The organism is Pseudomonas sp. RA_105y_Pfl2_P56 (assembly GCF_963970845.1).
Taxonomy (GTDB): domain Bacteria; phylum Pseudomonadota; class Gammaproteobacteria; order Pseudomonadales; family Pseudomonadaceae; genus Aquipseudomonas; species Aquipseudomonas baetica_A.
The window spans coordinates 1-24,473 of record NZ_CAXAPL010000043.1; the positions used below are offsets into that span (position 1 = coordinate 1).

Annotated in this window: 25 protein-coding genes; 21 read left to right on the top strand and 4 right to left on the bottom strand. The window is 59.2% G+C overall.

Going from position 1 to position 24,473, the window contains the following annotated elements; all coding sequences use genetic code 11:
- Positions 1-158: 158 nt before the first annotated feature.
- Positions 159-977: a type III secretion system regulator SuhB gene (gene suhB, locus AACY11_RS23445; protein WP_016773320.1), complete on the bottom strand. Its 819-nt coding sequence runs from the start codon at positions 975-977 to the stop codon at positions 159-161.
- A gap of 145 nt (positions 978-1,122) precedes the next feature.
- Between suhB and trmJ the strand changes: the two genes are divergently transcribed.
- The 21 genes from trmJ to AACY11_RS23550 all read left to right on the top strand — a co-directional run bounded on the left by trmJ (position 1,123) and on the right by AACY11_RS23550 (position 19,898).
- Positions 1,123-1,893: a tRNA (cytosine(32)/uridine(32)-2'-O)-methyltransferase TrmJ gene (gene trmJ, locus AACY11_RS23450; protein WP_339495814.1), complete on the top strand. Its 771-nt coding sequence runs from the start codon at positions 1,123-1,125 to the stop codon at positions 1,891-1,893.
- Positions 1,894-1,896: 3 nt separating this feature from the next.
- Positions 1,897-2,673 carry a serine O-acetyltransferase gene (gene cysE, locus AACY11_RS23455; RefSeq protein WP_339432824.1) on the top strand — a complete coding sequence of 259 codons (777 nt, stop codon included), beginning with the start codon at positions 1,897-1,899 and terminating at the stop codon, positions 2,671-2,673.
- A 232-nt stretch (positions 2,674-2,905) separates the two neighbouring features.
- A complete protein-coding gene (iscR, locus tag AACY11_RS23460) occupies positions 2,906-3,397 on the top strand; it encodes a Fe-S cluster assembly transcriptional regulator IscR (protein ID WP_009045442.1) in 492 nt (163 codons plus the stop codon).
- Positions 3,398-3,447: 50 nt separating this feature from the next.
- Positions 3,448-4,662 carry an IscS subfamily cysteine desulfurase gene (locus tag AACY11_RS23465; protein WP_339495815.1) on the top strand — a complete coding sequence of 405 codons (1,215 nt, stop codon included), beginning with the start codon at positions 3,448-3,450 and terminating at the stop codon, positions 4,660-4,662.
- Between the two features lie 83 nt (positions 4,663-4,745).
- Entirely contained in the window at positions 4,746-5,132 is a 387-nt protein-coding gene (gene iscU / locus AACY11_RS23470) for a Fe-S cluster assembly scaffold IscU (RefSeq protein WP_339495816.1), read from the top strand.
- Positions 5,133-5,166: 34 nt separating this feature from the next.
- Positions 5,167-5,490 carry an iron-sulfur cluster assembly protein IscA gene (iscA, locus tag AACY11_RS23475; protein ID WP_003227904.1) on the top strand — a complete coding sequence of 108 codons (324 nt, stop codon included), beginning with the start codon at positions 5,167-5,169 and terminating at the stop codon, positions 5,488-5,490.
- Positions 5,491-5,498: 8 nt separating this feature from the next.
- Positions 5,499-6,020: a co-chaperone HscB gene (gene hscB / locus AACY11_RS23480; protein WP_008084660.1), complete on the top strand. Its 522-nt coding sequence runs from the start codon at positions 5,499-5,501 to the stop codon at positions 6,018-6,020.
- 51 nt (positions 6,021-6,071) lie between these two features.
- Positions 6,072-7,937, top strand: a complete 1,866-nt coding sequence (gene hscA / locus AACY11_RS23485; RefSeq protein ID WP_339465869.1) for a Fe-S protein assembly chaperone HscA — start codon at positions 6,072-6,074, stop codon at positions 7,935-7,937.
- Complete coding sequence (fdx, locus tag AACY11_RS23490) at positions 7,937-8,278, top strand: ISC system 2Fe-2S type ferredoxin (RefSeq protein WP_007916885.1); 342 nt, start codon at positions 7,937-7,939, stop codon at positions 8,276-8,278. The genes hscA and fdx overlap by 1 nt, the downstream gene beginning before the upstream one ends.
- Positions 8,279-8,292: 14 nt before the next feature.
- A complete protein-coding gene (gene iscX / locus AACY11_RS23495) occupies positions 8,293-8,493 on the top strand; it encodes a Fe-S cluster assembly protein IscX (protein ID WP_339432826.1) in 201 nt (66 codons plus the stop codon).
- 88 nt (positions 8,494-8,581) lie between these two features.
- Entirely contained in the window at positions 8,582-9,007 is a 426-nt protein-coding gene (gene ndk, locus AACY11_RS23500; RefSeq protein ID WP_007916882.1) for a nucleoside-diphosphate kinase, read from the top strand.
- 28 nt (positions 9,008-9,035) lie between these two features.
- Positions 9,036-10,184, top strand: coding sequence for a 23S rRNA (adenine(2503)-C(2))-methyltransferase RlmN (gene rlmN / locus AACY11_RS23505; RefSeq protein ID WP_339432827.1), 1,149 nt, complete (start codon positions 9,036-9,038; stop codon positions 10,182-10,184).
- Between the two features lie 12 nt (positions 10,185-10,196).
- Positions 10,197-10,955, top strand: coding sequence for a type IV pilus biogenesis/stability protein PilW (gene pilW / locus AACY11_RS23510; RefSeq protein WP_339432828.1), 759 nt, complete (start codon positions 10,197-10,199; stop codon positions 10,953-10,955).
- On the top strand, positions 10,955-11,962 hold the full coding sequence (locus AACY11_RS23515) for a RodZ family helix-turn-helix domain-containing protein (RefSeq protein WP_339432829.1): 1,008 nt from the start codon (positions 10,955-10,957) through the stop codon (positions 11,960-11,962). The genes pilW and AACY11_RS23515 overlap by 1 nt, the downstream gene beginning before the upstream one ends.
- Positions 11,963-11,965: 3 nt before the next feature.
- Positions 11,966-13,075, top strand: a complete 1,110-nt coding sequence (gene ispG / locus AACY11_RS23520; RefSeq protein ID WP_064589068.1) for a flavodoxin-dependent (E)-4-hydroxy-3-methylbut-2-enyl-diphosphate synthase — start codon at positions 11,966-11,968, stop codon at positions 13,073-13,075.
- Between the two features lie 37 nt (positions 13,076-13,112).
- Positions 13,113-14,402: a histidine--tRNA ligase gene (hisS, locus tag AACY11_RS23525; RefSeq protein ID WP_339495817.1), complete on the top strand. Its 1,290-nt coding sequence runs from the start codon at positions 13,113-13,115 to the stop codon at positions 14,400-14,402.
- Positions 14,403-14,443: 41 nt separating this feature from the next.
- Positions 14,444-15,085, top strand: coding sequence for a tetratricopeptide repeat protein (locus AACY11_RS23530; RefSeq protein WP_221733378.1), 642 nt, complete (start codon positions 14,444-14,446; stop codon positions 15,083-15,085).
- Complete coding sequence (gene bamB, locus AACY11_RS23535; RefSeq protein ID WP_221733379.1) at positions 15,078-16,229, top strand: outer membrane protein assembly factor BamB; 1,152 nt, start codon at positions 15,078-15,080, stop codon at positions 16,227-16,229. Before AACY11_RS23530 ends, bamB begins: the two co-directional genes overlap by 8 nt.
- A 139-nt stretch (positions 16,230-16,368) precedes the next feature.
- Positions 16,369-17,838 carry a ribosome biogenesis GTPase Der gene (gene der, locus AACY11_RS23540; protein ID WP_339432831.1) on the top strand — a complete coding sequence of 490 codons (1,470 nt, stop codon included), beginning with the start codon at positions 16,369-16,371 and terminating at the stop codon, positions 17,836-17,838.
- A gap of 132 nt (positions 17,839-17,970) precedes the next feature.
- On the top strand, positions 17,971-19,119 hold the full coding sequence (locus AACY11_RS23545; protein ID WP_339432832.1) for a pyridoxal phosphate-dependent aminotransferase: 1,149 nt from the start codon (positions 17,971-17,973) through the stop codon (positions 19,117-19,119).
- The gene (locus AACY11_RS23550) at positions 19,107-19,898 is read left to right on the top strand and encodes an amidohydrolase (RefSeq protein ID WP_339432833.1); all 792 of its coding nucleotides are present in this window, start codon (positions 19,107-19,109) and stop codon (positions 19,896-19,898) included. The genes AACY11_RS23545 and AACY11_RS23550 overlap by 13 nt, the downstream gene beginning before the upstream one ends.
- A gap of 162 nt (positions 19,899-20,060) precedes the next feature.
- On the opposite strand, the gene leuA is transcribed toward AACY11_RS23550, so the two are convergent.
- The 3 genes from leuA to xseA all read right to left on the bottom strand — a co-directional run bounded on the left by leuA (position 20,061) and on the right by xseA (position 24,402).
- Positions 20,061-21,740, bottom strand: coding sequence for a 2-isopropylmalate synthase (gene leuA, locus AACY11_RS23555; protein ID WP_339432834.1), 1,680 nt, complete (start codon positions 21,738-21,740; stop codon positions 20,061-20,063).
- Positions 21,741-22,197: 457 nt separating this feature from the next.
- On the bottom strand, positions 22,198-23,019 hold the full coding sequence (locus AACY11_RS23560) for a peptidoglycan DD-metalloendopeptidase family protein (protein ID WP_339465873.1): 822 nt from the start codon (positions 23,017-23,019) through the stop codon (positions 22,198-22,200).
- Between the two features lie 3 nt (positions 23,020-23,022).
- On the bottom strand, positions 23,023-24,402 hold the full coding sequence (xseA, locus tag AACY11_RS23565; RefSeq protein ID WP_339465874.1) for an exodeoxyribonuclease VII large subunit: 1,380 nt from the start codon (positions 24,400-24,402) through the stop codon (positions 23,023-23,025).
- Positions 24,403-24,473 lie beyond the last annotated feature (71 nt).

Here is a 24,473-nt window from a genome sequence, read left to right on the forward strand (position 1 = left end):
GCCCGCCAGTTGATGGCGCTAATGGGCTGAAAGGCCTTTTTTCGTCTGTTGCCCGCACAAAAACAAACGCCCCGAACAAGTCGGGGCGTTTTGTTGGGCCTTCATCAGTGTGTTTTCACACAGTCTGCGAAGGGTGCTTTTTGCGTTTCGCTAAAAGCTTAGCGCTTCAGCGAAGCCGGCAGGTGCGGCTGGATCGCCGTCAGAACTGCCTTGAAGCACTTGGTGTTGCCGGCAACGATGTGGCCTTTTTCAAGGAAATCGTGACCGCCGGTGAAGTCGCTCACCAAACCGCCGGCTTCTTGAATCAGCAGGGCGCCTGCAGCCATGTCCCACTCGGACAGGCCCGACTCCCAGAATGCATCGAACCGACCGGCAGCGACGTAAGCCAGGTCCAGGCTCGCCGAACCAGCGCGGCGGATGCCGGCAGTTTGACCCACCAGAGCGCGGAACATGCCCAGGTAGTTGTCGAGGTTGTCCATCTGGTCGTCCCGGAACGGGAAGCCGGTGCCCAGCAGGGCGCCGTCGAGGCTGGTACGACCGCTGACGCGCAGGCGACGACCGTTCAGTTGAGCGCCGCGACCACGGCTGGCGGTGAATTCTTCCTGGCGAACCGGGTCCAGAACCACTGCGTGTTCCAGGCGACCGCGATATTTGCAGGCGATGCTGACGGCAAAGTGAGGAATGCCGCGCAGGAAGTTGGTGGTGCCGTCCAGTGGGTCAATGATCCACAGGTATTCTTCGCCTTCGATGCCGGTGCCGGCGTGCAGGCCAGTTTCTTCACCCTGGATCGAGTGATTCGGGTAAGCCTTGCGCAGGGCGTCGATGATTTTCTGTTCGGCGGCACGGTCAACCTCGGATACATAATCCTTGGCGTCTTTTTCGTCGACCTTGATGGTATCCAGGCGCTCGATGGAGCGGAAGATCAGTTCACTGGCGCTGCGGGCGGCGCGCAGCGCGATATTCAGCATGGGCTGCATGGATGTGTCACCTAAGGTTGTTAAAGAAAGCCGCGCATTCTATCAGAACTTTTCTTCAGGTGAAGGACGCTGTTCGCTTTCATAGCTTAACGGTAGGCTGTTCTGTAAGATTTGCACCCCTTCCCTGTGTCCGAGAGCGCCTCCCTTGCTGCAGAACATTCGTGTCGTCCTGGTCAATACCAGCCACCCCGGCAACATCGGCGGGGCTGCGCGCGCCATGAAAAACATGGGTCTGTCGCGATTGGTGCTGGTTGAGCCGCGGCTGTTCCCGCACCACGAAGCCGATGCTCGTGCTTCCGGTGCCGGTGACATTCTTGAAAACGCGCAAGTCGTCGCCACTTTGGAAGATGCCTTGGTCGGCTGCAATCTGGTGCTCGGCACCAGTGCTCGTGATCGGCGCATTCCGTGGCCACTGCTGGATCCGCGCGAATGCGGCACCAAAGTGGTTGAGGAGGCCGGGCAGGGTGCCGAAATCGCTCTGGTGTTCGGTCGTGAAGATTCCGGCCTGACCAATGAAGAGTTGCAGCGATGTCACTTTCACGTGCACATCCCCTCCGATCCGGAGTTCAGTTCGCTGAACCTCGGCGCGGCGGTGCAGGTGTTGAGTTATGAAGTGCGCATGGTCTGGCTGGCCGCACAGGGTCAGCCGAGCAAGATCGAGAAAGAAGAAGTGGCCTCGGTGAAAAGTGCCGAACTGGCGACCATGGATGAGTTGGAGCGATTCTATGAGCATCTGGAACAGACGCTGGTCGCCATCGAATTCCTTGATCCGGAAAAACCACGGCACTTGATGGCGCGCCTGCGCCGGTTGTACGGACGCAGCTCGGTCAGCCGGGCGGAAATGAATATTTTGCGTGGCATTTTCACGGAAACCCAAAAAGCGGCCCGTGGTGAGCTTCTTAAGCGGAAGGACTAAATGATGTTTGAGCGTTTGCGTGAAGATATCCAAAGTGTGTTCCATCGAGACCCGGCGGCGCGTAACGCTTTTGAAGTCCTGACCTGCTACCCCGGGATGCATGCGATCTGGATTCACCGATTGGCCGGGATGCTCTGGCGCCATGATCTGAAATGGCTGGCGCGTCTGGTGTCGAACTTTGGTCGCTGGTTGACCGGGATCGAGATTCATCCGGGGGCGAAAGTCGGTCGACGCTTCTTTATCGATCACGGCATGGGGATCGTCATTGGCGAAACCGCCGAGATTGGCGATGACGTAACCATTTATCAGGGCGTGACCCTGGGTGGCACAAGCTGGAATAAAGGCAAGCGCCATCCGACGTTGGGTGATGGTGTTGTCGTCGGTGCGGGCGCTAAAGTGCTCGGCCCGTTCACGGTCGGCGCTGGTGCCAAGGTCGGCTCCAATGCCGTGGTAACCAAAGAAGTGCCGCCGGGCGCCACGGTTGTGGGGATTCCTGGGCGAATCATCGTCAAATCCGATGAGGAGCAGGACGCCAAACGCAAGGCCATGGCCGAGAAGATCGGCTTCGATGCCTATGGTGTCAGTGAGGACATGCCTGACCCGGTGGCGCGAGCCATCGGTCAGTTGCTTGATCACCTGCAAGCGGTGGATGGGCGACTGGAGGGGATGTGCGGCGCGCTGAAGGATCTGGGCAGTAGTTACTGTGCGAAAGATCTGCCTGAGCTGCGTGAAGAAGACTTTGCCTGCGTCAAAGGCAAGGATCAGAGTCAGGCGAGCTAAACCGCGTCGTTTTCTTCGCGAGCAGGCCAGCGTTGCACTGCATTCCCTTGTGGGAGCGGTCTCGCTCGCGAAGAACGATAACGCGGTATGTCTGGCTGTGCGCCACCAGCCTTTGCTATGATGCGCGCGCTCTTTTGCGGGTAAATCCGACTAAAGCACTAGGTCTTATAGTTGACTTAAATGCTCGGGAATTGCATACTCCCGCCCATTCTGAACTCCGTGGTAACTGTCCATGCGACTGACTACAAAAGGCCGATACGCCGTGACCGCCATGCTCGACCTGGCCTTGCACGCGCAGCACGGGCCCGTGTCTCTGGCCGATATCTCCGAGCGCCAAGGCATCTCCCTGTCCTACCTTGAACAGCTTTTTGCCAAGCTGCGCCGCAGTAACCTGGTTTCCAGTGTTCGCGGTCCGGGCGGTGGCTACCAGTTGTCCCGCGACATGCAGGGCATTCAGGTTGCTCAGGTGATCGATGCGGTGAACGAGTCGGTCGATGCTACCAAGTGCCAGGGCCAGGGCGATTGCCATTCCGGTGACACCTGTCTGACCCATCATCTGTGGTGCGACCTGAGCCTGCAGATTCACGAATTTCTGAGCGGTATCAGCTTGGCTGACCTTGTGACTCGCCGTGAGGTGCAAGAAGTAGCCCAGCGTCAGGATCAGCGTCGTTGCAATGGCAAGGCGCAGCACCTGGACAAGATTGAAGCGTCCGCCGTCGAATGACAGCCAAAGAGCTAGCGGCACGCCAGCCAGCCTGATTTAGGAGATAGTCCATGAAATTGCCGATTTACCTTGATTACTCTGCGACCACCCCGGTCGATCCGCGCGTTGCGCAAAAGATGAGTGAATGCCTGCTGGTCGACGGAAACTTCGGTAACCCGGCGTCCCGTTCCCATGTGTTCGGCTGGAAGGCTGAAGAGTCCGTCGAAAATGCCCGTCGTCAGGTGGCCGACCTGGTCAACGCCGACCCGCGCGAAATCGTCTGGACTTCCGGTGCTACCGAGTCCGATAACCTGGCAATCAAGGGCGCGGCACATTTCTACGCCTCCAAGGGCAAGCACCTGATCACCTCCAAAATTGAGCACAAGGCTGTCCTCGACACCATGCGCCAACTGGAGCGTGAAGGTTTCGAAGTGACCTACCTCGATCCTCAGGCTGACGGTCTGATCACTCCTGAGATGATCGACGCCGCGCTGCGCGAAGACACCATCCTCGTGTCGATCATGCACGTAAACAACGAAATCGGCACCGTCAACGACATCGCTGCCATCGGCGAACTGCTTCGTTCGAAAGGCATCCTGTTCCACGTTGACGCCGCTCAGTCCACTGGCAAGGTCGAGATCGACCTGCAGAAGCTGAAAGTCGACATGATGTCGTTCTCGGCCCACAAAACCTATGGCCCTAAAGGCATTGGCGCGCTGTACGTCAGCCGCAAGCCGCGTGTGCGCATCGAAGCGACCATGCACGGCGGCGGTCACGAGCGCGGCATGCGTTCCGGCACTCTGGCGACTCACCAGATCGTCGGCATGGGCGAAGCGTTCCGTGTGGCCAAGGAAGACATGGTTGCTGAAAACGTTCGTATCAAAGCCTTGAGCGATCGTTTCTACAAGCAGGTCGAGCATCTGGAAGAGCTGTACGTAAACGGCAGTCTGACTGCCCGCGTTCCGCACAACCTGAACCTGAGCTTCAACTACGTTGAAGGCGAATCGCTGATCATGGCGCTCAAGGATCTGGCGGTTTCGTCCGGTTCGGCCTGCACCTCGGCATCGCTTGAGCCTTCGTACGTACTGCGCGCTCTGGGCCGCAACGACGAACTGGCGCACAGCTCGATCCGCTTCACCTTCGGCCGTTTCACCACCGAAGAAGAAATCGACTACGCCGCGCAGAAAGTCTGCGAGGCCGTTACCAAGCTGCGCGCTCTGTCGCCGCTGTGGGACATGTACAAAGACGGTGTCGACATTTCGAAAATCGAGTGGGCGGCACACTGATTTCAAGTCGCCGCGAACCGGCCCTGTCAACTCAGGTTGTGGGGCATAAAGAGCGACTCTCTGATGAGTGAGGATTAAGAATCATGGCTTACAGCGAAAAGGTCATCGACCACTACGAAAACCCGCGTAACGTCGGCAAGATGAATGCCGAAGACCCGGATGTCGGCACTGGCATGGTCGGCGCACCGGCGTGCGGCGACGTGATGCGTCTGCAGATCAAGGTCAACGATCAGGGCGTGATTGAAGACGCCAAGTTCAAGACCTATGGCTGCGGTTCGGCCATCGCTTCCAGCTCCCTCGCTACCGAGTGGATGAAGGGCAAGACCCTGAACGAAGCGGAAACCATCAAAAACACTCAGTTGGCCGAAGAACTGGCCCTGCCGCCAGTGAAAATTCACTGCTCGGTACTCGCTGAAGACGCTATCAAAGCGGCCGTTCGCGATTACAAGCAGAAGAAAGGCTTGATCTGACTTTCAGGATTTGGCGACGAGTAAGGAGTCACCGATGGCTATCAGCATGACAGAAGCGGCTGCTCGACACGTGCGGCGCTCCCTCGACGGGCGCGGCAAAGGTGAAGGGATTCGTCTGGGTGTTCGCACCACAGGCTGTTCCGGCCTTGCCTACGTGCTGGAGTTTGTCGACGAGGTGGTTGCAGAGGATCAGGTGTTCGAAAGTCACGGTGAAAAAGTGATTATCGACCCCAAAAGCCTGGCCTACCTGGACGGCACCGAGCTCGATTTCGTCAAGGAAGGGTTGAACGAAGGCTTCAAGTTCAACAACCCCAACGTGCGCGGCGAGTGTGGCTGCGGCGAAAGCTTCAACATCTGAGGCTTGTCGTGGGTATTCCTTGTCATTTCGCTTTATTCGAGCTGCAACCGAGTTTCCGTCTGGATCTCGAGCAGTTGGCCACGCGCTATCGTGAGTTGGCGCGTGGCGTTCATCCTGACCGCTTTGCCGACGCTTCAGAGCGCGAGCAGCGGTCGGCTCTTGAGCAGTCTGCGCGTCTGAATGACGCTTATCAGACGCTCAAGAGCCCGGCCCAGCGTGCGCGCTACCTGCTGACCATCAGTGGGCATGAAGTGCCGATGGAGGTCACGGTCCACGACCCCGAGTTTCTTTTGCAGCAGATGCAATGGCGCGAAGAGCTCGAAGACCTTCAGGACAGCGCCGACCTGGACGGTGTCGCCGTATTCAAGCGTCGCCTGAAAGTGGCTCAGGAAGAACTCAATGAAAGCTTCGCAGCCTGTTGGGATGATGCAGCGCAACGCGAACAGGCCGAACGCCTGATGCGGCGCATGCAGTTCCTCGACAAGCTCACCTACGAAGTGCGCCAGTTAGAAGAGCGCCTCGACGATTAACCCAGTGCCGCTCCGGTCGCACGCCTGATATACAGATAAGTCCTGATCACGATGGCCCTACTGCAGATCGCCGAACCCGGCCAAAGTCCTCAACCGCACCAGCGTCGTCTGGCTGTGGGGATTGACTTGGGCACTACCAATTCGCTGGTCGCTGCGTTGCGCAGTGGTCTTTCCGAGCCGCTGGCCGACGCTGACGGGCAGGTCATCCTGCCGTCCGCCGTGCGTTATCACGCCGATCGCGTCGAAGTCGGCGAGTCGGCCAAATTGGCCGCCGCTTCCGATCCCCTGAACACTGTGCTGTCGGTCAAGCGCTTGATGGGGCGTGGTCTGTCCGACGTCAAGCAATTGGGCGAGCAACTGCCCTATCGCTTTGTCGGCGGCGAATCGCACATGCCGTTCATCGATACCGTACAAGGCCCGAAAAGCCCGGTCGAGGTCTCGGCCGATATCCTCAAGGTGCTGCGTCAGCGTGCGGAAGCGACCTTGGGTGGCGAGTTGGTCGGGGCGGTGATCACCGTGCCAGCGTATTTCGATGATGCTCAGCGTCAGGCCACCAAGGATGCGGCGAAACTCGCCGGCCTCAATGTGCTGCGCCTGCTTAATGAGCCAACCGCAGCCGCTGTGGCTTACGGTCTGGATCAGCACGCCGAGGGCCTGGTCGCGATTTATGACTTGGGCGGCGGCACCTTCGATATTTCCATTTTGCGTCTGACCGGCGGTGTTTTCGAAGTCCTGGCCACTGGCGGCGACAGCGCGCTGGGCGGTGACGACTTCGATCACGCGATTGCCGGCTGGATCATCGAGAGTGCGGGTTTGTCCGCTGATCTCGATCCGGGCGCGCAACGTAATCTGCTGCAAACTGCTTGCGCAGCCAAAGAAGCCCTGACCGACTCGGCGACTGTTGAAGTGGCTTACGGTGACTGGAAAGCGCCGCTGACCCGCGAAGCTTTCGATGCGCTGATCGAGCCGATGGTCGCTCGCAGCCTGAAAGCATGCCGCCGCGCCGTTCGTGATTCCGGTGTTGAGCTGGAAGACGTACACGCCGTGGTCATGGTCGGTGGCTCGACCCGTGTTCCACGCGTTCGCGAAGCGGTCGCCGAAGCTTTCGGTCGTCAGCCATTGACGCAAATCGACCCGGATCAAGTGGTGGCCATTGGTGCCGCGATCCAGGCCGACACACTGGCTGGCAACAAGCGCGATGGCGGCGAACTGCTGCTGCTCGACGTGATTCCGCTGTCCCTGGGGCTAGAAACCATGGGTGGCTTGATGGAGAAGGTAATCCCGCGCAACACCACCATCCCCGTCGCACGCGCACAGGATTTCACCACTTATAAAGACGGCCAGTCGGCCATGGCGATCCATGTACTGCAGGGTGAGCGTGAGCTGATCAGCGACTGCCGCTCCTTGGCGCGCTTCGAATTGCGCGGCATTCCGGCGATGGTGGCCGGTGCGGCGAAGATTCGCGTGACCTTCCAGGTCGATGCTGACGGTCTGCTCAGCGTTTCTGCCCGTGAACTGGGGTCGGGCGTTGAAGCGAGCATTCAGGTCAAGCCGTCCTACGGTCTGACCGACGGCGAAATCGCCAAGATGCTCAAGGATTCGTTCCAGCACGCCAATGACGATAAGGTCGCCCGCGTTCTGCGCGAGCAACAGGTGGATGCCCAGCGCCTGATCGAGGCTGTGCAGGGCGCTCTTGAGGTGGATGGCGAGCGTTTGCTCGACGCCGAAGAGCGCATGGTCATCGACCTGCAGGTGCAGGAGCTGGCCGAACTGATGAAAGGCACCGATGGTTACGCCATCGAGCAGCAGACCAAGCGTCTGTCGCAAGTGACCGACGCCTTTGCTGCCCGCCGGATGGATTTGACGGTGAAAGCCGCTCTGTCGGGGCGCAACCTGAATGAAATCGAGGATATCTGATGCCGCAGGTCATTTTTCTGCCCCACGAGAAGTTCTGCCCTGAAGGCATGGTGGTCGAGGCTGCGCCCGGCACATCGATTCTCGAACTGGCCCACGAACACCATATCGAGATGGAAAGCGCCTGCGGCGGCGTTTGCGCCTGCACCACTTGCCACTGCATCATTCGCGAGGGTTTTGACTCGATGGAAGAGGCTGACGAGCTGGAAGAGGACTTCCTCGATCGTGCCTGGGGTCTGGAGGCGCAATCGCGTCTGGCCTGTCAGGCTATCGTGGGTGAAGAAGACATCACCGTCGAGATTCCGAAATATTCGCTTAACCATGCGGCCGAAGCGCCGCACTGACTGGTAAGACTGTCATGAGCTACGGTTGGAATGATGTTCAACGCATTGCAGAAGAATTGGCCGAAGCCAAGCCGGATGTAGATCCGCTTTCTGTGAATTTCGTCGACCTGCAGCAATGGATCAAGGAATTGCCCGACTTCGACGACACCTCTGGCCGCGTCGGCGAGAAGGTGTTGGAAGCGGTTCAGGCGCTCTGGATCGAAGAAGTAGACTGATCGTCCTCGCAGGTTAGGCAATACCCAAGAACCCGCGTATAATTCGCGGGTTTAATTTTTCGCAAATTACCGTTTCTGGAGTTACACCATGGCTGTTCAACGTACTTTCTCCATCATCAAGCCTGACGCTGTTGCAAAAAACGTCATCGGCGAGATCACCACTCGTTTCGAAAAAGCAGGCCTGCGCGTTGTAGCTTCGAAACTGAAGCAACTGTCCAAAGCCGAAGCTGAAGGCTTCTACGCTGAACACAGCGCTCGTGGTTTCTTCGGCGACCTGGTTGCTTTCATGATCTCCGGCCCTGTTGTTGTTCAGGTTCTGGAAGGCGAAAACGCTATCGCTCTGAACCGTGAGCTGATGGGCGCTACCAACCCTAAAGAAGCTGCTGCCGGTACCATCCGCGCTGACTTCGCTGATTCCATCGACGCCAACGCTGTTCACGGTTCGGACTCCGAAGCCGCAGCTGCTCGTGAAATCTCGTACTTCTTCGCAGCTACTGAAGTAACCACTCGCTAAGCATTGGCTTAAGAGTGAAGGTGAATCCATGACTACATCGACTGTAAAAACCAACCTGCTGGGTCTGACTCAACAGGAAATGGAAAAATTCTTCGACTCAATCGGGGAGAAGCGTTTCCGTGCCGGTCAGGTAATGAAATGGATTCACCACTTTGGCGTCGATGATTTCGACGCCATGACGAACGTCAGCAAGGCCTTGCGCGACAAGCTCAAGGCTATTGCTGAAGTCCGTGGTCCTGAAGTGGTCAGCGAGGACATTTCCAGCGACGGCACCCGTAAGTGGGTGGTGCGCGTGGCGTCCGGCAGCTGCGTCGAGACCGTGTACATTCCCCAGGGCAAACGCGGCACTCTGTGCGTTTCGTCCCAGGCAGGCTGTGCCCTGGATTGCAGTTTCTGCTCCACCGGCAAGCAAGGCTTCAACAGCAACCTCACCGCCGCCGAAGTGATCGGCCAGGTGTGGATTGCCAACAAATCTTTCGGCAGCGTCCCGGCAACCGTCGACCGTGCCATCACTAACGTGGTGATGATGGGCATGGGTGAGCCGCTGTTGAACTTCGACAACGTCGTGGCCGCCATGCATCTGATGATGGATGACCTTGGCTACGGGATCTCCAAGCGCCGCGTGACCCTGTCCACGTCGGGTGTGGTGCCGATGATCGATGAGCTGGCCAAGCACATCGACGTATCCCTGGCGTTGTCCCTGCACGCACCGAATGACGCATTGCGTAACCAATTGGTGCCGATCAACAAGAAATATCCGCTTAAGATGCTGCTCGAGTCGTGCCAGCGCTACATGTCCGCCCTTGGCGAGAAGCGTGTGCTGACCATCGAGTACACCTTGCTCAAGGATATCAACGACAAGGTTGAACACGCCGTTGAGATGGTCGAGTTGCTGAAGAACATTCCGTGCAAGATCAACCTGATTCCGTTCAACCCGTTCCCGCATTCCGGGTACGAGCGGCCGAGCAACAACGCAATCCGTCGCTTCCAGGATCAGTTGCATCAGGCCGGTTTCAACGTCACTGTCCGCACCACCCGTGGTGAAGACATCGACGCTGCATGTGGTCAATTGGTAGGGCAGGTGCTGGATCGCACCCGTCGCAGCGAACGTTACATCGCCGTGCGTGAGTTGAGCGCCGACAGCGATCTGGCACAGAACGCCGCGAACACTAACTAAGAGAGGATCTCTATGTCCCTGCGCTTTGCGCTGCTGTTGCTGTTGGCCAGCCTGTGTGCTGGTTGTGTCCTGTCGGGTGACTACAACCCGATGAAGACCAGCAAGGGCCGCGATGAAGCGCGAGCTGCCTACGTGCAACTGGGGTTGGGGTACTTGCAGCAAGGCATGAGCGAGCGGGCCAAAGTGCCGCTGAAAAAAGCGCTGGAGCTCGACAGTTCGGACCCTGACGCCAACGCTGCCCTCGGGCTGGTATTTCAGGCTGAAATGGAGCCAAAACTGGCTGACGAGCATTTTCGCAAGGCGTTGTCCTCCCGTCCGGGTGATGCGCGAACGCTCAACAATTACGGCAGTTTTCTCTACGAAGAGCAGCGATATAAAGAAGCCTACGAGCGTTTTGAACAGGCAGCCGCCGATACCCTGTATCCTGAGCGTTCGCGTGTGTTCGAGAACCTCGGCATGACAGCATCGAAGCTCGGCGAGCGTGACCTGGCGCAGCAGCATTTGGAAAAGGCGCTGCGATTGAATCGTCAACAACCGCGCGCATTGCTGGAAATGGCTGAGTTGTCCTTCGAAGACAGGCATTATGTGCCCGCACGTGACTATTACGACCGTTTCAGCCTGCTTACCGATCAAAATGCACGTAGTCTATTGCTTGGCGTTCGGCTGGCTAAAGTGTTTGAAGATCGCGACAAGGCAGCCAGTTACGGCCTGCAATTAAAACGACTCTATCCCGGTACGCCGGAATATCAGCAATACCTGTCGGAGCAATGATGAAAGCGGCGCATCCCGAAGTTGTAGCAGCGAATCGCGTTAACCCCGGTGAGACCCTGCGCCAGGCACGCGAAAGCAATGGCTGGTCGCTGGCCGAAGTGGCCCTCAAGCTCAACCTCACTGTGACTTCCCTGAGCAATCTTGAAGCCGGCGCTTTCGACAAGCTGCCGGGGCATACCTTCGCACGCGGTTACATTCGCGCTTATGCCAAATTGCTCGGCATGGACCAGACCGTTCTGGTCCAGCAATTCGACCAGTCCACCGGCACCGACTCCCAAGGCAGTAACGTACACGCCCTTGGCCGTATCGAGGAGCCTGTTCGGGTTTCCCACACCATTTTGCGTATCGTCTGCCTGCTGTTGCTGATCGCGGTGATTGGCGGTGGTTTCGTCTGGTGGCAGGATCAGACATCGCTGCGAACCAAAGAATTGACCAGCCTGGCATCGGAGCACGTTGAAGTCGAAGGCGCCGACGGCACCACCCAGATACACCCGATAGACGAGCCGCAGGACCAGGCTGTTGCGCAAGGTCAGGCCGAGGGCACCACCGCGCTGGCGCTACCGCAGTCGGAAACCACAGCCGAATCGAGCGGCCCTGAAGGCGCCGCCCCGGCACCCGCTCCAACTGAACCGGCCGCTCCCGCGCCCGCGCCAGTTGTTGCGACCCCGGCCCCCAGCGTACCGGCCACGCCAGCGCCGACTGTCACAGCACCGGTCGCCTTGGCAACGCCTGCACCGACCCAGGAAACGCCTGCCCCCGTTGCCGGCGATGGTCAGGTGCAGTTGCAGTTCACCGGCGATTGCTGGGCACAAGTGACCGATGGTCGTGGCAAGGTTCTGTTCAGTGGTCTGAAGCATAAAGGCGACAGCGTATCTGTTTCCGGCAAGCCGCCGCTTGCTGTGCGCCTGGGTGTTGCCCGCGCCGCGCAGGTCAGCTACAACGGCCAACCGGTCGATATCGCTCCGTTCACCAGTGGCGAGACTGCTCGCCTGAAGTTGGGTCAATAAGTCATGCACGGCGAATCACCAATCAAACGTCGCGTCTCGCGCAAGATCTGGGTCGGTAACGTACCGGTAGGCGGCGATGCGCCTATCGCTGTGCAGAGCATGACCAACAGCGACACCAATGATGTTGCGGCCACTGTTGCGCAAATCAACCGTCTTGAAGCTGCCGGCGTCGACATCGTCCGCGTCTCGGTGCCAGACATGGACGCTGCCGAGGCGTTCGGCAAGATCAAGCAACTGGTCAAGGTGCCCCTGGTTGCCGACATCCACTTCGACTACAGGATCGCTTTGCGCGTAGCCGAACTGGGTGTGGACTGCCTGCGTATCAACCCGGGCAATATCGGTCGTGAAGACCGCGTGCGCGCGGTGGTTGACGCCGCCCGTGACCGCGGGATCCCGATTCGCATCGGCGTTAACGCCGGTTCCCTGGAAAAAGACCTGCAAAAGAAATACGGCGAGCCCACCCCCGCTGCACTGGTTGAATCCGCGCTGCGTCACGTCGAGCACCTCGAACGCCTGAATTTCCAGGACTTCAAGGTCAGCGTGAAGGCCTCCGACGTATTCATGGCCGTCGAGGCCTACCGTCTGCTGGCAAAAGAAATCGTTCAGCCACTGCACCTGGGGATCACCGAAGCGGGTGGATTGCGTTCGGGTACAGTGAAATCCGCCGTGGGCCTAGGTATGCTGCTCGCCGAGGGGATTGGCGATACTATCCGCATCTCGCTGGCGGCCGACCCGGTCGAGGAAGTGAAGGTCGGCTACGACATTCTCAAGTCTTTGCACCTGCGTTCCCGTGGAATCAACTTCATCGCCTGCCCGAGTTGCTCGCGGCAGAACTTCGATGTGGTCAAGACCATGAACGAGCTGGAAGGGCGCCTTGAAGACCTGCTGGTGCCGCTGGATGTCGCGGTGATCGGTTGCGTGGTCAACGGCCCCGGCGAGGCCAAGGAAGCCCATATCGGCTTGACCGGCGGCACGCCAAACCTGATTTACATCGACGGCAAACCGTCGCAGAAACTGACGAATGACAATCTGGTGGATGAGCTGGAAAAGCTGATCCGCCAGAAAGCGGCCGAGAAGGTCGAAGCTGACGCTGCGGTTATCGCGCGCGGTTGAGCCTGACTGTAGAGCCGAACGAATTTAAGGATTTAAAGTGAGCAAGTCATTGCAAGCCATTCGTGGCATGAACGACATCCTGCCCGAACAGACCCCGCTGTGGCGTTATTTCGAGAGCACTGTTGCGCGTCTGCTGGATAACTACGGTTACAAGCAGATCCGCATGCCGATCGTCGAGTTCACCGAGCTGTTCAAGCGCTCGATCGGTGAAGTCACCGACATCGTTGAAAAAGAGATGTACACCTTCGAAGACCGCAACGGCGACTCCCTGACCTTGCGTCCGGAAGGTACCGCAGCGTGCGTGCGTGCAGTGCTCGAGCACGGCATCACCGGTGGCGGCCAGGTACAAAAACTCTGGTACATCGGCCCGATGTTCCGCCACGAGCGTCCGCAGAAGGGGCGTTATCGCCAGTTCCATCAGATCGGTCTGGAGGTGTTCAACCTCGACGGTCCGGACATCGACGCCGAACTCATCATCATGACCTGGCGCCTGTGGGGCGAACTGGGTATTCGGGACGCCGTCAAACTCGAACTCAACAGCCTGGGTACCAGCGAGTCCCGTGGTCGTTATCGTGAAGCGCTGGTCGAGTACCTCTCGGCGCACCACGACAAGCTCGACGAAGACAGCCAGCGTCGCTTGAAAACCAACCCGCTGCGGGTGCTCGACACCAAAAATGCCGACACTCAAGCCGTGTTGGTCGATGCGCCGAAAATGGCTGACTACCTGGACGACGAGTCCCGTGCCCACTTCGAAGGCCTGAAGGCCCGTCTGGACGCCGTTGGCATTCCTTACGTGCTCAACCCCAAGCTGGTTCGAGGCCTTGATTACTACAGCAAAACCGTTTTCGAATGGGTCACCGACAAGCTCGGTGCCCAAGGCACCGTGTGCGCGGGTGGCCGTTACGACGGTCTGGTTGAGCAGATGGGCGGCAAGCCGACCACAGGCGTTGGTTTCGCCATGGGCATCGAGCGTCTGGTGCTGATGCTCGAAACCCTGGAACAGATCCCGGAAGAAATCTCCCGTCAGGTCGACGTCTATCTCTGTGCCTTCGGTGAAGAGGCCGAGTTGGCCGCTCTGGCGCTGGTCGAGCGTGTTCGCGATCAACTTCCAAACCTGCGTCTGCAAGTCAATGCCGGCGCCGGTAGCTTCAAAAGCCAGTTCAAGAAAGCCGACAAGAGCGGTGCACTGTACGCACTGATCCTGGGTGACGACGAAATGGCCCAGCAAGTGGTAGGTTTCAAACCCCTGCGTGGCCAGGGCGAACAACAAAGCATTGCCTGGGATGCGCTCGCCGCTCACCTGGCCACCTGCGTCGTGCAGGGTTGAAGCTGTCTAAACAGCCGATTTAGCGATTAAGGAGTATTGGGGTGTCGAGTACCGAAGACGAACAGTTGGCGGATTTGAAGGACTGGTGGACACGCAACGGCAAACCTCTGGTCACCGGCGGCCTGTTGGCGCTGGTCATCGTGTTCGGCTGGCAGGCTTATCACAAGTATCAGAGCAACCAGTCGCAAGGCGCCTCGGTGCTCTATCAGCAACTGCTGGAAACCACACTGACGCCTGATGGCAAGCCTGATACTGCCCGCGTTGCGGATCTGGCCGGCAAGCTCAACAGTGAATTCGGCGGTACTGCCTACGCGCAGTACGGCAGCCTGTTCGTGGCCAAGGTTGCAGTCGACAGCGGCAAGCTCGATGACGCAGCGATGGAACTGAAAGCCATTGTCGACAAACCGGCCAACCCGGCGCTCGGCGAAATCGCCCGTCAGCGTCTGGCGCAAGTGCTGGGTGCGCAGAACAAGGCCGATGACGCTCTGAAACTGCTCGACGGCGATGCCGATAAAGCGTTCCTGGCCACTCGCGAAGAGCTCAAGGGCGACTTGCTGGTGCAGTTGGGTCGTACCGATGACGCGAACAAGGCGTATCAAAAAGCCAAGGCAGCACTGTCGGATGAAGCGGCAGTCGGTGGCCTTCAAATCAAACTCGACGACCTGGCCAAAGGGGATGCGTGACGTGATCCGTTGGAAGCATGCAGCATTGCTGGCTCTGGCCCTTCTGGCCGCGGGTTGCAGCAGCAACAGCAAAAAAGAATTGCCACCGGCTGAACTGACCGACTTCAAAGAAGAAGTGGTTCTGCAAAAGCAGTGGAGTCGTTCGATTGGTGATGGTCAGGGCGAAACCTACAACATGCTGGTGCCAGCGGTTGACGGTGACACCATTTACGCTGCCGATGTAACCGGCATCGTGATGGCGATGGATCGCAGCAACGGCGACGTGAAGTGGAAAAAAGATCTTGAACTGCCTGTCTCCGGCGCCGTAGGCGTTGGTTACGGTCTGGTTCTGGTTGGCACGCTGCAAGGCGAAGTCGTTGCTCTGGACACCGTCACCGGTGAAGAGAAGTGGCATGCTCGCGTGAACAGCGAAGTCCTCGCCCCGCCGGCCAACAACGGCGACGTGGTCGTGGTGCAGACTCAGGACGATCGTCTGGTCGGCCTGGATGCCTCCACCGGTACTCAACGCTGGGTGTATGACAGCACGCCGGCCGTACTGACACTGCGTGGTACCAGTGCGCCGATCGTGACCAACCGCCTCGCGGTGGCTGGCTTGTCGACCGGTAAAGTGGTTGCTGTGGACATTTCCAACGGTGTGCCGGTCTGGGAACAACGGATCGCGATTCCACAGGGTCGTTCGGAACTGGAGCGCGTAGTCGACATCGACGGCGGTCTGCTGCTTTCCGGCGGTACGCTTTACGTTGCCAGCTATCAGGGCCGTGTTGCGGCACTGGATCTGGAGAGCGGTCGTCAACTCTGGCAGCGCGATGCGTCGAGCTACGCCGGTATTGCCCAGGGTTTCGGCAGCGTCTATGTCAGCTTGGCATCGGGCACAGTTGAAGGCGTCGACGAACGTTCCACCACTGCATTGTGGAGCAACGATTCGCTGGCTCGCCGTCAACTGTCGGCGCCGGAAGTGTTCTCCAGCTACGTTGCAGTCGGCGACATGGAAGGTTACCTGCACCTGTTGAGTCAGGTGGACGGTCGATTCGTCGGCCGTGAGCGCATCGACAGCGACGGCCTTCGCGCCCGTCCGCTGGTGGTGGGTGACACGATTTATGTGTATGGCAACAGCGGCAAACTGGAAGCCCTGACCATCAAGTAACAACTATGCTTGGGGATAACACCCCAGGCAGCTTCACTTGTGGGAGTGAACCTGTTCGCCCCCACAGTGTTGCCCCGAGCACCAGCCGCTGCCTCGCAGCGGCTTTTGTATTTTCTGAAATAACGAAGTGGAGAGCCGCATGGTTCCCGTAATCGCCCTGGTGGGCCGACCGAACGTCGGCAAATCCACCTTGTTCAACCGCCTGACCAGGACTCGTGACGCCATCGTCGGCGACTTGTCCGGTCTGACCCGTGATCGCCAGTACGGTGAGGCCAAGTGGCAAGGGCGTTCCTACATTCTGGTCGACACCGGTGGTATCTCCGGTGACGAGCACGGTATGGACGAAAAAATGGCCGAGCAGTCGCTGCTGGCCATTGAAGAAGCTGATGTTGTGCTGTTCCTGGTAGATGCCAAGGCCGGTTTTACCGCCGCCGACCAGATGATCGCCGAACACTTGCGCAAACGTAACAAGCGCTCCTACGTGGTTGCCAACAAGGTCGACAACATCGACCCGGAAATGGCCCGCGCTGAATTTGCTCCGTTGGGTATGGGCCACGCGATTCCGATCGCCGGTGCTCACGGCCGTGGCATCACTCAGATGCTGGAAATCGCCTTGGGTGATTTCCCGAGAGACGAAGAAGAGCCGGAGGACGGCGAAGAAGAAGTCGTTGCCGAAGGCGAGGAAGCCAAGCGCATTCCTGGCCCGAGCGAAAAAGACGGGATCAAGATCGCCATCATCGGCCGTCCGAACGTCGGCAAGTCGACTCTGGTCAACCGCATGCTCGGTGAAGACCGGGTAATCGTCTACGACCAACCCGGCACCACGCGCGACAGTATCTACATTCCGTTCGAACGCAATGAAGAGAAGTACACGCTGATCGACACCGCCGGTGTTCGCAAGCGCGGCAAGATCCACGAAGAAGTCGAAAAGTTCTCCGTGGTCAAAACCCTGCAAGCGATCAAAGACGCCAACGTGGTGATCTTCGTGATGGACGCCCGCGAAGGCGTGGTCGATCACGACCTCAACCTCTTGGGTTTTGCCATTGAGTCCGGTCGTGCGCTGGTTATTGCCATTAACAAGTGGGACGGCATGACGCCGAGCGAGCGCGACTTCGTGAAGGTCGAGCTGCAACGTCGACTGTTCTTCGTTGATTACGCCGATATCCACTTCATCTCGGCTCTGCACGGCACGGGCGTGGGCAACCTTTACGCGTCCGTACAGAACTCGTTCAAGTCGGCGGTCACCCGCTGGCCGACCAACCGCCTGACCCAGATTCTGGAAGACGCGGTTGGCGAGCACGCGCCACCGATGGTCAACAACCGCCGGATCAAGCTGCGTTACGCTCACTTGGGGGGGGCCAACCCGCCGATCATCGTGATCCACGGTAACCAGATCGAGAAAGTGCCCAAGTCGTATGTGCGCTATCTGGAGAACACTTACCGCCGTGTGCTGAAGCTGGTCGGTACGCCGATCCGTATCGAGTTCAAGGGCGGCGAGAACCCGTACGAAGGCAACAAAACCACGCTGACCGACCGTCAGGTCAACAAGAAGCGTCGTTTGATGTCGCACCACAAGAAAGCCGACAAGAAGCGCCGCGACAAGAAGTGATTCATCGCTTCTTGTGCGATCAAGATAAAAAGGGGGGCGCCGGTTGGCGCCCTTTTTTTATGGGCGTCGTATGGGCTATCCTCGGGCTCTCCCGCGCCGTCGTCAGAGCCGGGGGCAGAGCAGGGAACCCGGATGATCACCAGTAAGCTGCCGAATGTCGGCATCACTATTTTCACGCAGATGTCTCAGCTCGCGGCGCAGACCGGGGCCATCAACCTGTCCCAGGGTTTTCCTGATTTCGACGGCCCACAGTCCCTGCGCGATGCGGTCGGTCGGCATATTGCCAGTGGCCATAACCAGTATTCGCCGATGACCGGGTTGCCAGCGCTGCGTGAGCAGATTTCGGCGAAGATCGCCCGCAGTTATGGCGTGAGCGTCGATGCCGACAATGAAGTGACAGTGACGCCGGGTGCAACCCAGGCGATTTTCTGTGCCATTCAGGCCGTTATCCACAGCGGTGACGAAGTGATCGTTTTCGACCCGTGCTACGACAGCTATGAACCCGCGACGGAACTGGCCGGCGGTCGCTGCGTGCATGTGCAACTGAGGCCCGACGATTTCTCCATCGATTTTGACAAGCTTGCCGCTGCCCTGAGTCCGCGCACGCGAATGATCGTCCTCAACACCCCGCATAACCCGAGCGGAGCGCTGATCAGCCGCGCAGAGCTTGATCAACTGGCGGCGTTGATCCGCGATCGTGACATCTATTTGATCAGCGATGAAGTCTACGAACATCTGGTGTTCGATGGCACGCCACATGTCAGCGTGCTGGCCCATGAAGCGTTGTATCAGCGCGCATTCGTGGTCAGTTCGTTTGGCAAGACCTACCACGTCACGGGCTGGAAAACCGGTTACGTTGTTGCACCGCCCGCGCTGACGGCTGAATTGCGCAAGGTGCATCAGTACGTCAGTTTCTGCGGCGTGACGCCGTTGCAATACGCCTTGGCCGATTACATGGCGCAACACCCTGAGCACGTCGAAGAGCTGCCAGGTTTCTATCAGGCCAAGCGCGATCTGTTCTGTGATCTGCTGACGCCGTCGCGATTGAGCTTTACCCGAGTCACCGGTACTTACTTCCAACTGGTCGATTACTCACAGATACGTCCCGACCTGAACGACGTCGAGATGGCGATGTGGATGACCCGCGAGCATGGCGTGGCGAGTATTCCGGTGTCGGTGTTCTACCAGAAACCACCCGAAGGCCAGCGCCTGGTGCGCCTGTGCTTCGCCAAACGCGAGGAGACGCTGCGCGAAGCGGCGGCCAAACTATGCGCGATCTGAGTGCGTTACCCGATCTCAATCTGGCACTGATTCAGACCTGCCTGGCATGGCATGACCGTCAAGCCAACTTCGAGCATTTCGAGGTGTTACTGGAGCAGGCGCGTGGGGCGGACCTGATCATCCTGCCGGAAATGTTCACCACCGGCTTCTCCATGGAGTCAGAAACCCTCGCCGAAGCCGAGAATGGCCCTACCAGCAAATGGCTGCGGGTGCAGGCGGCCAAGCTCAATGCGGTGATCACCGGCAGCGTGATCGTTCAGGCCGCCGACGGTAGCCACCGCAATCGTTTGTTGTGGGCAAGGCCCGACGGCGAAGTCTGGCATTACGACAAGCGCCACCTGTTCCGCATGGCCGGCGAGCACAACCACTACACCCCCGGTGAACGTCAGGTGCAGTTCGAGCTCAAGGGCTGGAGGGTTCGACCGCTGATTTGCTACGACTTGCGCTTCCCGGTGTGGAGTCGTGACGCGCAGGACACCGATCTGCTGCTGTACACCGCTAATTGGCCGGGTGCACGGCGTTTGCACTGGAATCGCCTGCTGCCTGCGCGAGCCATCGAAAATCTGTGCTACGTGGCGGCGGTCAATCGTGTGGGCACTGACGGCAAGGGGTTTGCGTATACCGGCGACAGTCAGGTACTGGATTTCCAGGGCGAAACCTTGCTGGCGGCGGGGGAGGCTGACGGGGTGTTCAGGGCTGTGCTGGAGGCCGCGCCATTGGCTGCTTACCGTGAGCGTTTTCCGGCGAATCTGGATGCCGATACCTTCGAGTTCACCTGATATTTGCGGTGTCTGGCAGGCCATCTTCGCGAGCAAGCCCGCTCCCACAGTTGACCGCGTTCCAATGGGGGAGCGGGAGGCCAGATTGAGCAACACAAAACCATCAGGCAAAAAAAGGCCCCGGCGTTCGCACTCCGGGGCCTTGTGCGTTTCAGCGATGGCTTAAGCCGCTTTCGCTTCCGGCTGGCTCAGCGAACGGTTGAGTGCGCTGAACAGTGCCTTGAAGCTGGCCGTGGTGATGTTCTCATCGATACCCACACCGTGCACCGCACGTTCGCCGTTCACGCGCAGCTCGATGTAGGCCGCCGCTTTGGCATTGGTGCCCGCGCCGATCGCGTGCTCGTTGTAGTCCATGATCTCCACCGGAATCGGCAGGCCAGCGACCAGTGCTTCCAGCGCACCATTGCCTTTGCCGCGCCAGTGCAGGTTGGTTTCGCCCTGACCTTGGCTTGCCACCTCCACTTCGACCGAGCTGTTGCCGTTTTCTTCCTGCAGGCGATGGCTGACCAGAGCATAAGGGGTGTTGGCTTGCAGGTATTCGCTGATCAACAGCGAGTGGATCTGCTTGGCGGACATCTCCAGGCCCAGACGGTCGGTTTCACGCTGCACGACCTGGCTGAACTCGATCTGCATGCGGCGTGGCAGGCTGATGCCATATTCCTGTTCCAGCAAATAAGCGATGCCGCCCTTGCCCGACTGGCTGTTGACGCGGATCACCGCCTCGTAGCTGCGGCCGATGTCGGCCGGATCGATCGGCAGGTACGGGACTTCCCACAGGGCATCGGGTTTCTGCTGGGCGAAACCCTTGCGGATCGCATCCTGGTGGGAGCCGGAGAAGGCGGTGTGAACCAGGTCGCCAACGTACGGGTGACGTGGATGAACCTGAATCTGGTTGCATTCTTCGACGACTTTGCGCACGCCGTCGATGTCGGAGAAGTCCAGCTCAGGGTTGACGCCCTGGGTGTACAGGTTCAGTGCCACGGTGACGAGGTCGACGTTACCGGTACGCTCGCCGTTACCGAACAGGCAGCCTTCGACACGATCGGCGCCCGCCATCAGGCCCAGCTCGGTCGCAGCCACGCCGGTGCCACGGTCGTTGTGGGTGTGCAGGCTGATGATCACGCTGTCACGACGGTTGATGTTGCGGCCGAACCATTCGATCTGGTCGGCGTAGATGTTCGGGGTCGCGCATTCCACGGTGGCCGGCAGGTTGAGAATCATCTTGTGCTCGGGCGTCGGGTTCCAGACCTCGATCACCGCGTCACAGACTTCCTTGGCGAACTCCAGCTCAGTGGCGCTGAAGGTTTCCGGCGAGTATTCGAACGTCCACTCGGTGTCCGGCTGCATCGCGGCGTATTTGACGAACAGCTTGGCGGCGTTGACCGCGATGGCCTTGATGCCGTCCTTGTCCTGATTGAAGACGATGCGACGGAAGGACGGCGAGGTGGCGTTGTACAGGTGAACGATGGCTTTCTTCGCACCGCGCAGGGATTCGAAGGTGCGCTCGATCAGGTCTTCACGACCCTGGGTCAGCACCTGAATGGTGGTGTCGTCCGGGATGTGGCCTTCTTCGATCAGGGTGCGCACAAAGTCGAAGTCGGTTTGCGACGCGGCCGGGAAGGAGGCTTCGATTTCCTTCACGCCCACTTGAACGAGGGTTTTCCAGAAACGCAGCTTTTTCACCGCATCCATTGGCTCGATCAGCGACTGGTTGCCGTCACGCAGGTCGGAGCTGCACCAGATCGGCGCGACATCGATGGTTTTTGACGGCCAGGTGCGATCCGGCAGGTTGATGACGGGAAACGCACGGTACTTCGAAGACGGATCTTTGAGCATGCTCATCGGGAAATTCCTTATTGTCTGGGCCGAAAAGAGGCGGCCTGCCGGTGGAACGAATGTTCTTGGAAAAGCGTGGGACGAGGCGTAGCGATTCAGCCTCGCAGTCGTGCGCTGACGAGGCACAGGCTGCGGTGCTGGCGAAGCTGAATGAGGGTGTGAGAGGTTTTCATGCCCTCAACCCTAACCGCGGGTGGGAAGGATGGCAAGCAGTCGGAAAAAATTGAGAGGAATACTCGAAAAGTACAGATTTGCACGATTTTATTGTGCGCTATGGCGGGAATCGTATGGATGTTTGCGCGAGGTTCGATACGGGCGCAATCGCTTTTCGGTGACAGTCACGACGCCTTCACGAGCAAGCCCGCTCCCGCATTGTCCGTGTCGCACACGCATCTCGTGAACACCACCAACCTGTGTGGGAGCGGGCTTGCTCGCGAAGAGGCCTGCGGCCTCAGCGCATGACTCAGGGCTGGAAAGCGCCGATAAAGATCGCCGGATCGACCCGCGCATCATTCAGGCTGACATTCCAGTGCATGTGCGGCCCGGTCGCCCGGCCGGTCGCCCCCACCTTGCCCACCACGCCGCCACGGGCCAATTGATCGCCAACCTTCACATCAATTTTCGACATATGGCAGAACATGCTGATAAAGCCCTGCCCATGGTCGACAAACACAGTGTTGCCGTTGAAGAAATAGTTGCCGATCAGGATCACCTTGCCTGCCGCCGGGGTCTTGATCGGCGTGCCTGCCGGCACCGCAAAATCTAGGCCCGCGTGGGGGTTGCGTTCTTCACCATTAAAGAAGCGGCGCACACCGAACTTGCTCGACAGTGGCCCGTTGACCGGTTTGTCCAGCAGCAGATTGCTCGGCGTGTTCGGGCTGAAGCTGCGGTAAGCCTTGATCTGTTCGGCCAGTTCACCCTGTATGCGCTTGAGGTTGGCCGGGTTTGGATTGACCTGCTGAGTGTTCTTCAGGGTGATGCGTTGTTCCGGGTATTTCTTGTTTCCGACCGTGAACGGCAGATTGCGTCCGCCGCTGCTGATCTGTTGCGCGCCGGGCTTGACCGTCAGCGGCACACCGACGATCGCCAGCCAGTTGTTCTGTTCCTTGACCACCAGTACCGGTTTGCCTTGATAAGTAGCTTTAGGCGCTTGGCTCGATACGCCCAGATCAACCACGGCGACGCCGCCCGGCACCGGTTTGTTCAGCATCCGGGTGATGTAACTGTCGGCGTGGGCATTGAAAGTCAGGCACAGGAGCAACAGTGGAGCCAGAAAACGCGGCATGGATCAGTCCAGTAAAGAGAGGGTGACAGGCGTCAGATGATTGTCTTCGACGCGCACTTGCAGTTCGCCTTCGCCCAGTTTGGCTTTCAGGCGCTGGCCGGTATGGGTTTGCGCCGCGTTGCGAATCGCGTTGCCGCGCTCGTCGAGCAAAATGCTGTAACCGCGGCCGAGGGTCGCCAATGGGCTGACCACGTGCAGTGTCTGCATTTGGCTGTGCAGTTGCAGGCGACGGCTTTTCAGGCCTTCACGCATCGCGCGTGGCAGACGCTCGGCGAGGCTATCGAGACGCTGGCGCAACATTGCCAGTTGCCGCCCCGGATGTTGCCCGGCGAGGCGGGTTTGCAGGCGGATCAGGCGTTCTCGACGGGTATTCAAGCTGCGTTCGAACGCCCGGCGCAGGCGCATGTCCAGATCATCCAGGCGCTGAGCCTGCTGGCGCAGACGTTCGCCGGGATGGCGCAGGCGACGCGCCATGCCTTCCAGTCGCAGGCGATCACGCATCAAACGGTCACGCATACGCATCACCAAGCGGCGATGCAGGCTTTCGACCTGACGGATCAGATGGCTGGAATCGGGGGCGAGCAATTCGGCGGCCGCGGACGGCGTCGGTGCCCGCACGTCGGCAACAAAGTCGCTGATCGACACGTCGGTTTCATGGCCGACCGCGCTGACAATCGGTGTGACACAGGCATCGACCGCACGGGCCACGGCTTCTTCGTTGAAGCACCAGAGGTCTTCCAGCGAACCACCGCCGCGAGCGAGGATCAGTGCGTCAAAACCACGGGCATCGGCCATTTTCAAAGCACGGACAATCTGCGCGGTGGCTTCGCGGCCCTGCACGGCGGTGGGAATCAATGTCAGTTGGACCTGCGGCGCACGGCGGCGGAACACACTGATAATGTCGCGGATGACCGCGCCGGTCGGCGAACTGATGATGCCGATGCGTTGCGGATGCGCTGGCAGCGGCACTTTGCGTTCAGCGCTGAACAGACCTTCGGCGCTGAGCTTTTCCTTCAGCGCATCGAAGGCCAGACGCAGGGCGCCATCACCGGCCGGTTCTACGGTGTCGAGAATCAGCTGATAGTCGCCACGGCCCTCGAACAGCGAGACCTTGCCGCGCACCTTCACCGCCAGGCCGTCTTTCAACGCCTGACGCACCCGCGCCGCGTTCTGCCGGAACAGTGCACAACGCACCTGCGCGCCACTGTCCTTGAGGGTGAAATAGATATGGCCGGACGCCGGGCGGGCGAGGTTGGATATTTCGCCTTCGACCCAGATATTGCTGAACACGTCTTCCAGCAACACCCGCGCGCGGCCGTTGAGCTGGCTGACAGTCAGGACTTCACGGTCCAGGCCGAGTCTTGCAAAGGGGTCTTTAATCATGGGGCGCAGTTTAAAGGCATTCGCCTGCCAATCACCACATGTCCACTCGGCACTTGACCGGATTTCGTCAG

Coding starts and splice junctions, on each gene's coding strand:
- bamB (WP_221733379.1), top strand. CDS start 15,078: ATGCGTGACGTGATCCGTTGGAAGCATGCAGCATTGCTGGCTCTGGCC.
- ispG (WP_064589068.1), top strand. CDS start 11,966: ATGCACGGCGAATCACCAATCAAACGTCGCGTCTCGCGCAAGATCTGG.
- suhB (WP_016773320.1), bottom strand. CDS start 977: ATGCAGCCCATGCTGAATATCGCGCTGCGCGCCGCCCGCAGCGCCAGT.
- AACY11_RS23515 (WP_339432829.1), top strand. CDS start 10,955: ATGAAAGCGGCGCATCCCGAAGTTGTAGCAGCGAATCGCGTTAACCCC.
- AACY11_RS23545 (WP_339432832.1), top strand. CDS start 17,971: ATGATCACCAGTAAGCTGCCGAATGTCGGCATCACTATTTTCACGCAG.
- AACY11_RS23560 (WP_339465873.1), bottom strand. CDS start 23,019: ATGCCGCGTTTTCTGGCTCCACTGTTGCTCCTGTGCCTGACTTTCAAT.
- iscU (WP_339495816.1), top strand. CDS start 4,746: ATGGCTTACAGCGAAAAGGTCATCGACCACTACGAAAACCCGCGTAAC.
- leuA (WP_339432834.1), bottom strand. CDS start 21,740: ATGAGCATGCTCAAAGATCCGTCTTCGAAGTACCGTGCGTTTCCCGTC.
- xseA (WP_339465874.1), bottom strand. CDS start 24,402: ATGATTAAAGACCCCTTTGCAAGACTCGGCCTGGACCGTGAAGTCCTG.
- der (WP_339432831.1), top strand. CDS start 16,369: ATGGTTCCCGTAATCGCCCTGGTGGGCCGACCGAACGTCGGCAAATCC.
- AACY11_RS23550 (WP_339432833.1), top strand. CDS start 19,107: ATGCGCGATCTGAGTGCGTTACCCGATCTCAATCTGGCACTGATTCAG.
- rlmN (WP_339432827.1), top strand. CDS start 9,036: ATGACTACATCGACTGTAAAAACCAACCTGCTGGGTCTGACTCAACAG.
- fdx (WP_007916885.1), top strand. CDS start 7,937: ATGCCGCAGGTCATTTTTCTGCCCCACGAGAAGTTCTGCCCTGAAGGC.
- iscX (WP_339432826.1), top strand. CDS start 8,293: ATGAGCTACGGTTGGAATGATGTTCAACGCATTGCAGAAGAATTGGCC.
- iscA (WP_003227904.1), top strand. CDS start 5,167: ATGGCTATCAGCATGACAGAAGCGGCTGCTCGACACGTGCGGCGCTCC.
- cysE (WP_339432824.1), top strand. CDS start 1,897: ATGTTTGAGCGTTTGCGTGAAGATATCCAAAGTGTGTTCCATCGAGAC.
- ndk (WP_007916882.1), top strand. CDS start 8,582: ATGGCTGTTCAACGTACTTTCTCCATCATCAAGCCTGACGCTGTTGCA.
- AACY11_RS23465 (WP_339495815.1), top strand. CDS start 3,448: ATGAAATTGCCGATTTACCTTGATTACTCTGCGACCACCCCGGTCGAT.
- pilW (WP_339432828.1), top strand. CDS start 10,197: ATGTCCCTGCGCTTTGCGCTGCTGTTGCTGTTGGCCAGCCTGTGTGCT.
- iscR (WP_009045442.1), top strand. CDS start 2,906: ATGCGACTGACTACAAAAGGCCGATACGCCGTGACCGCCATGCTCGAC.
- hscA (WP_339465869.1), top strand. CDS start 6,072: ATGGCCCTACTGCAGATCGCCGAACCCGGCCAAAGTCCTCAACCGCAC.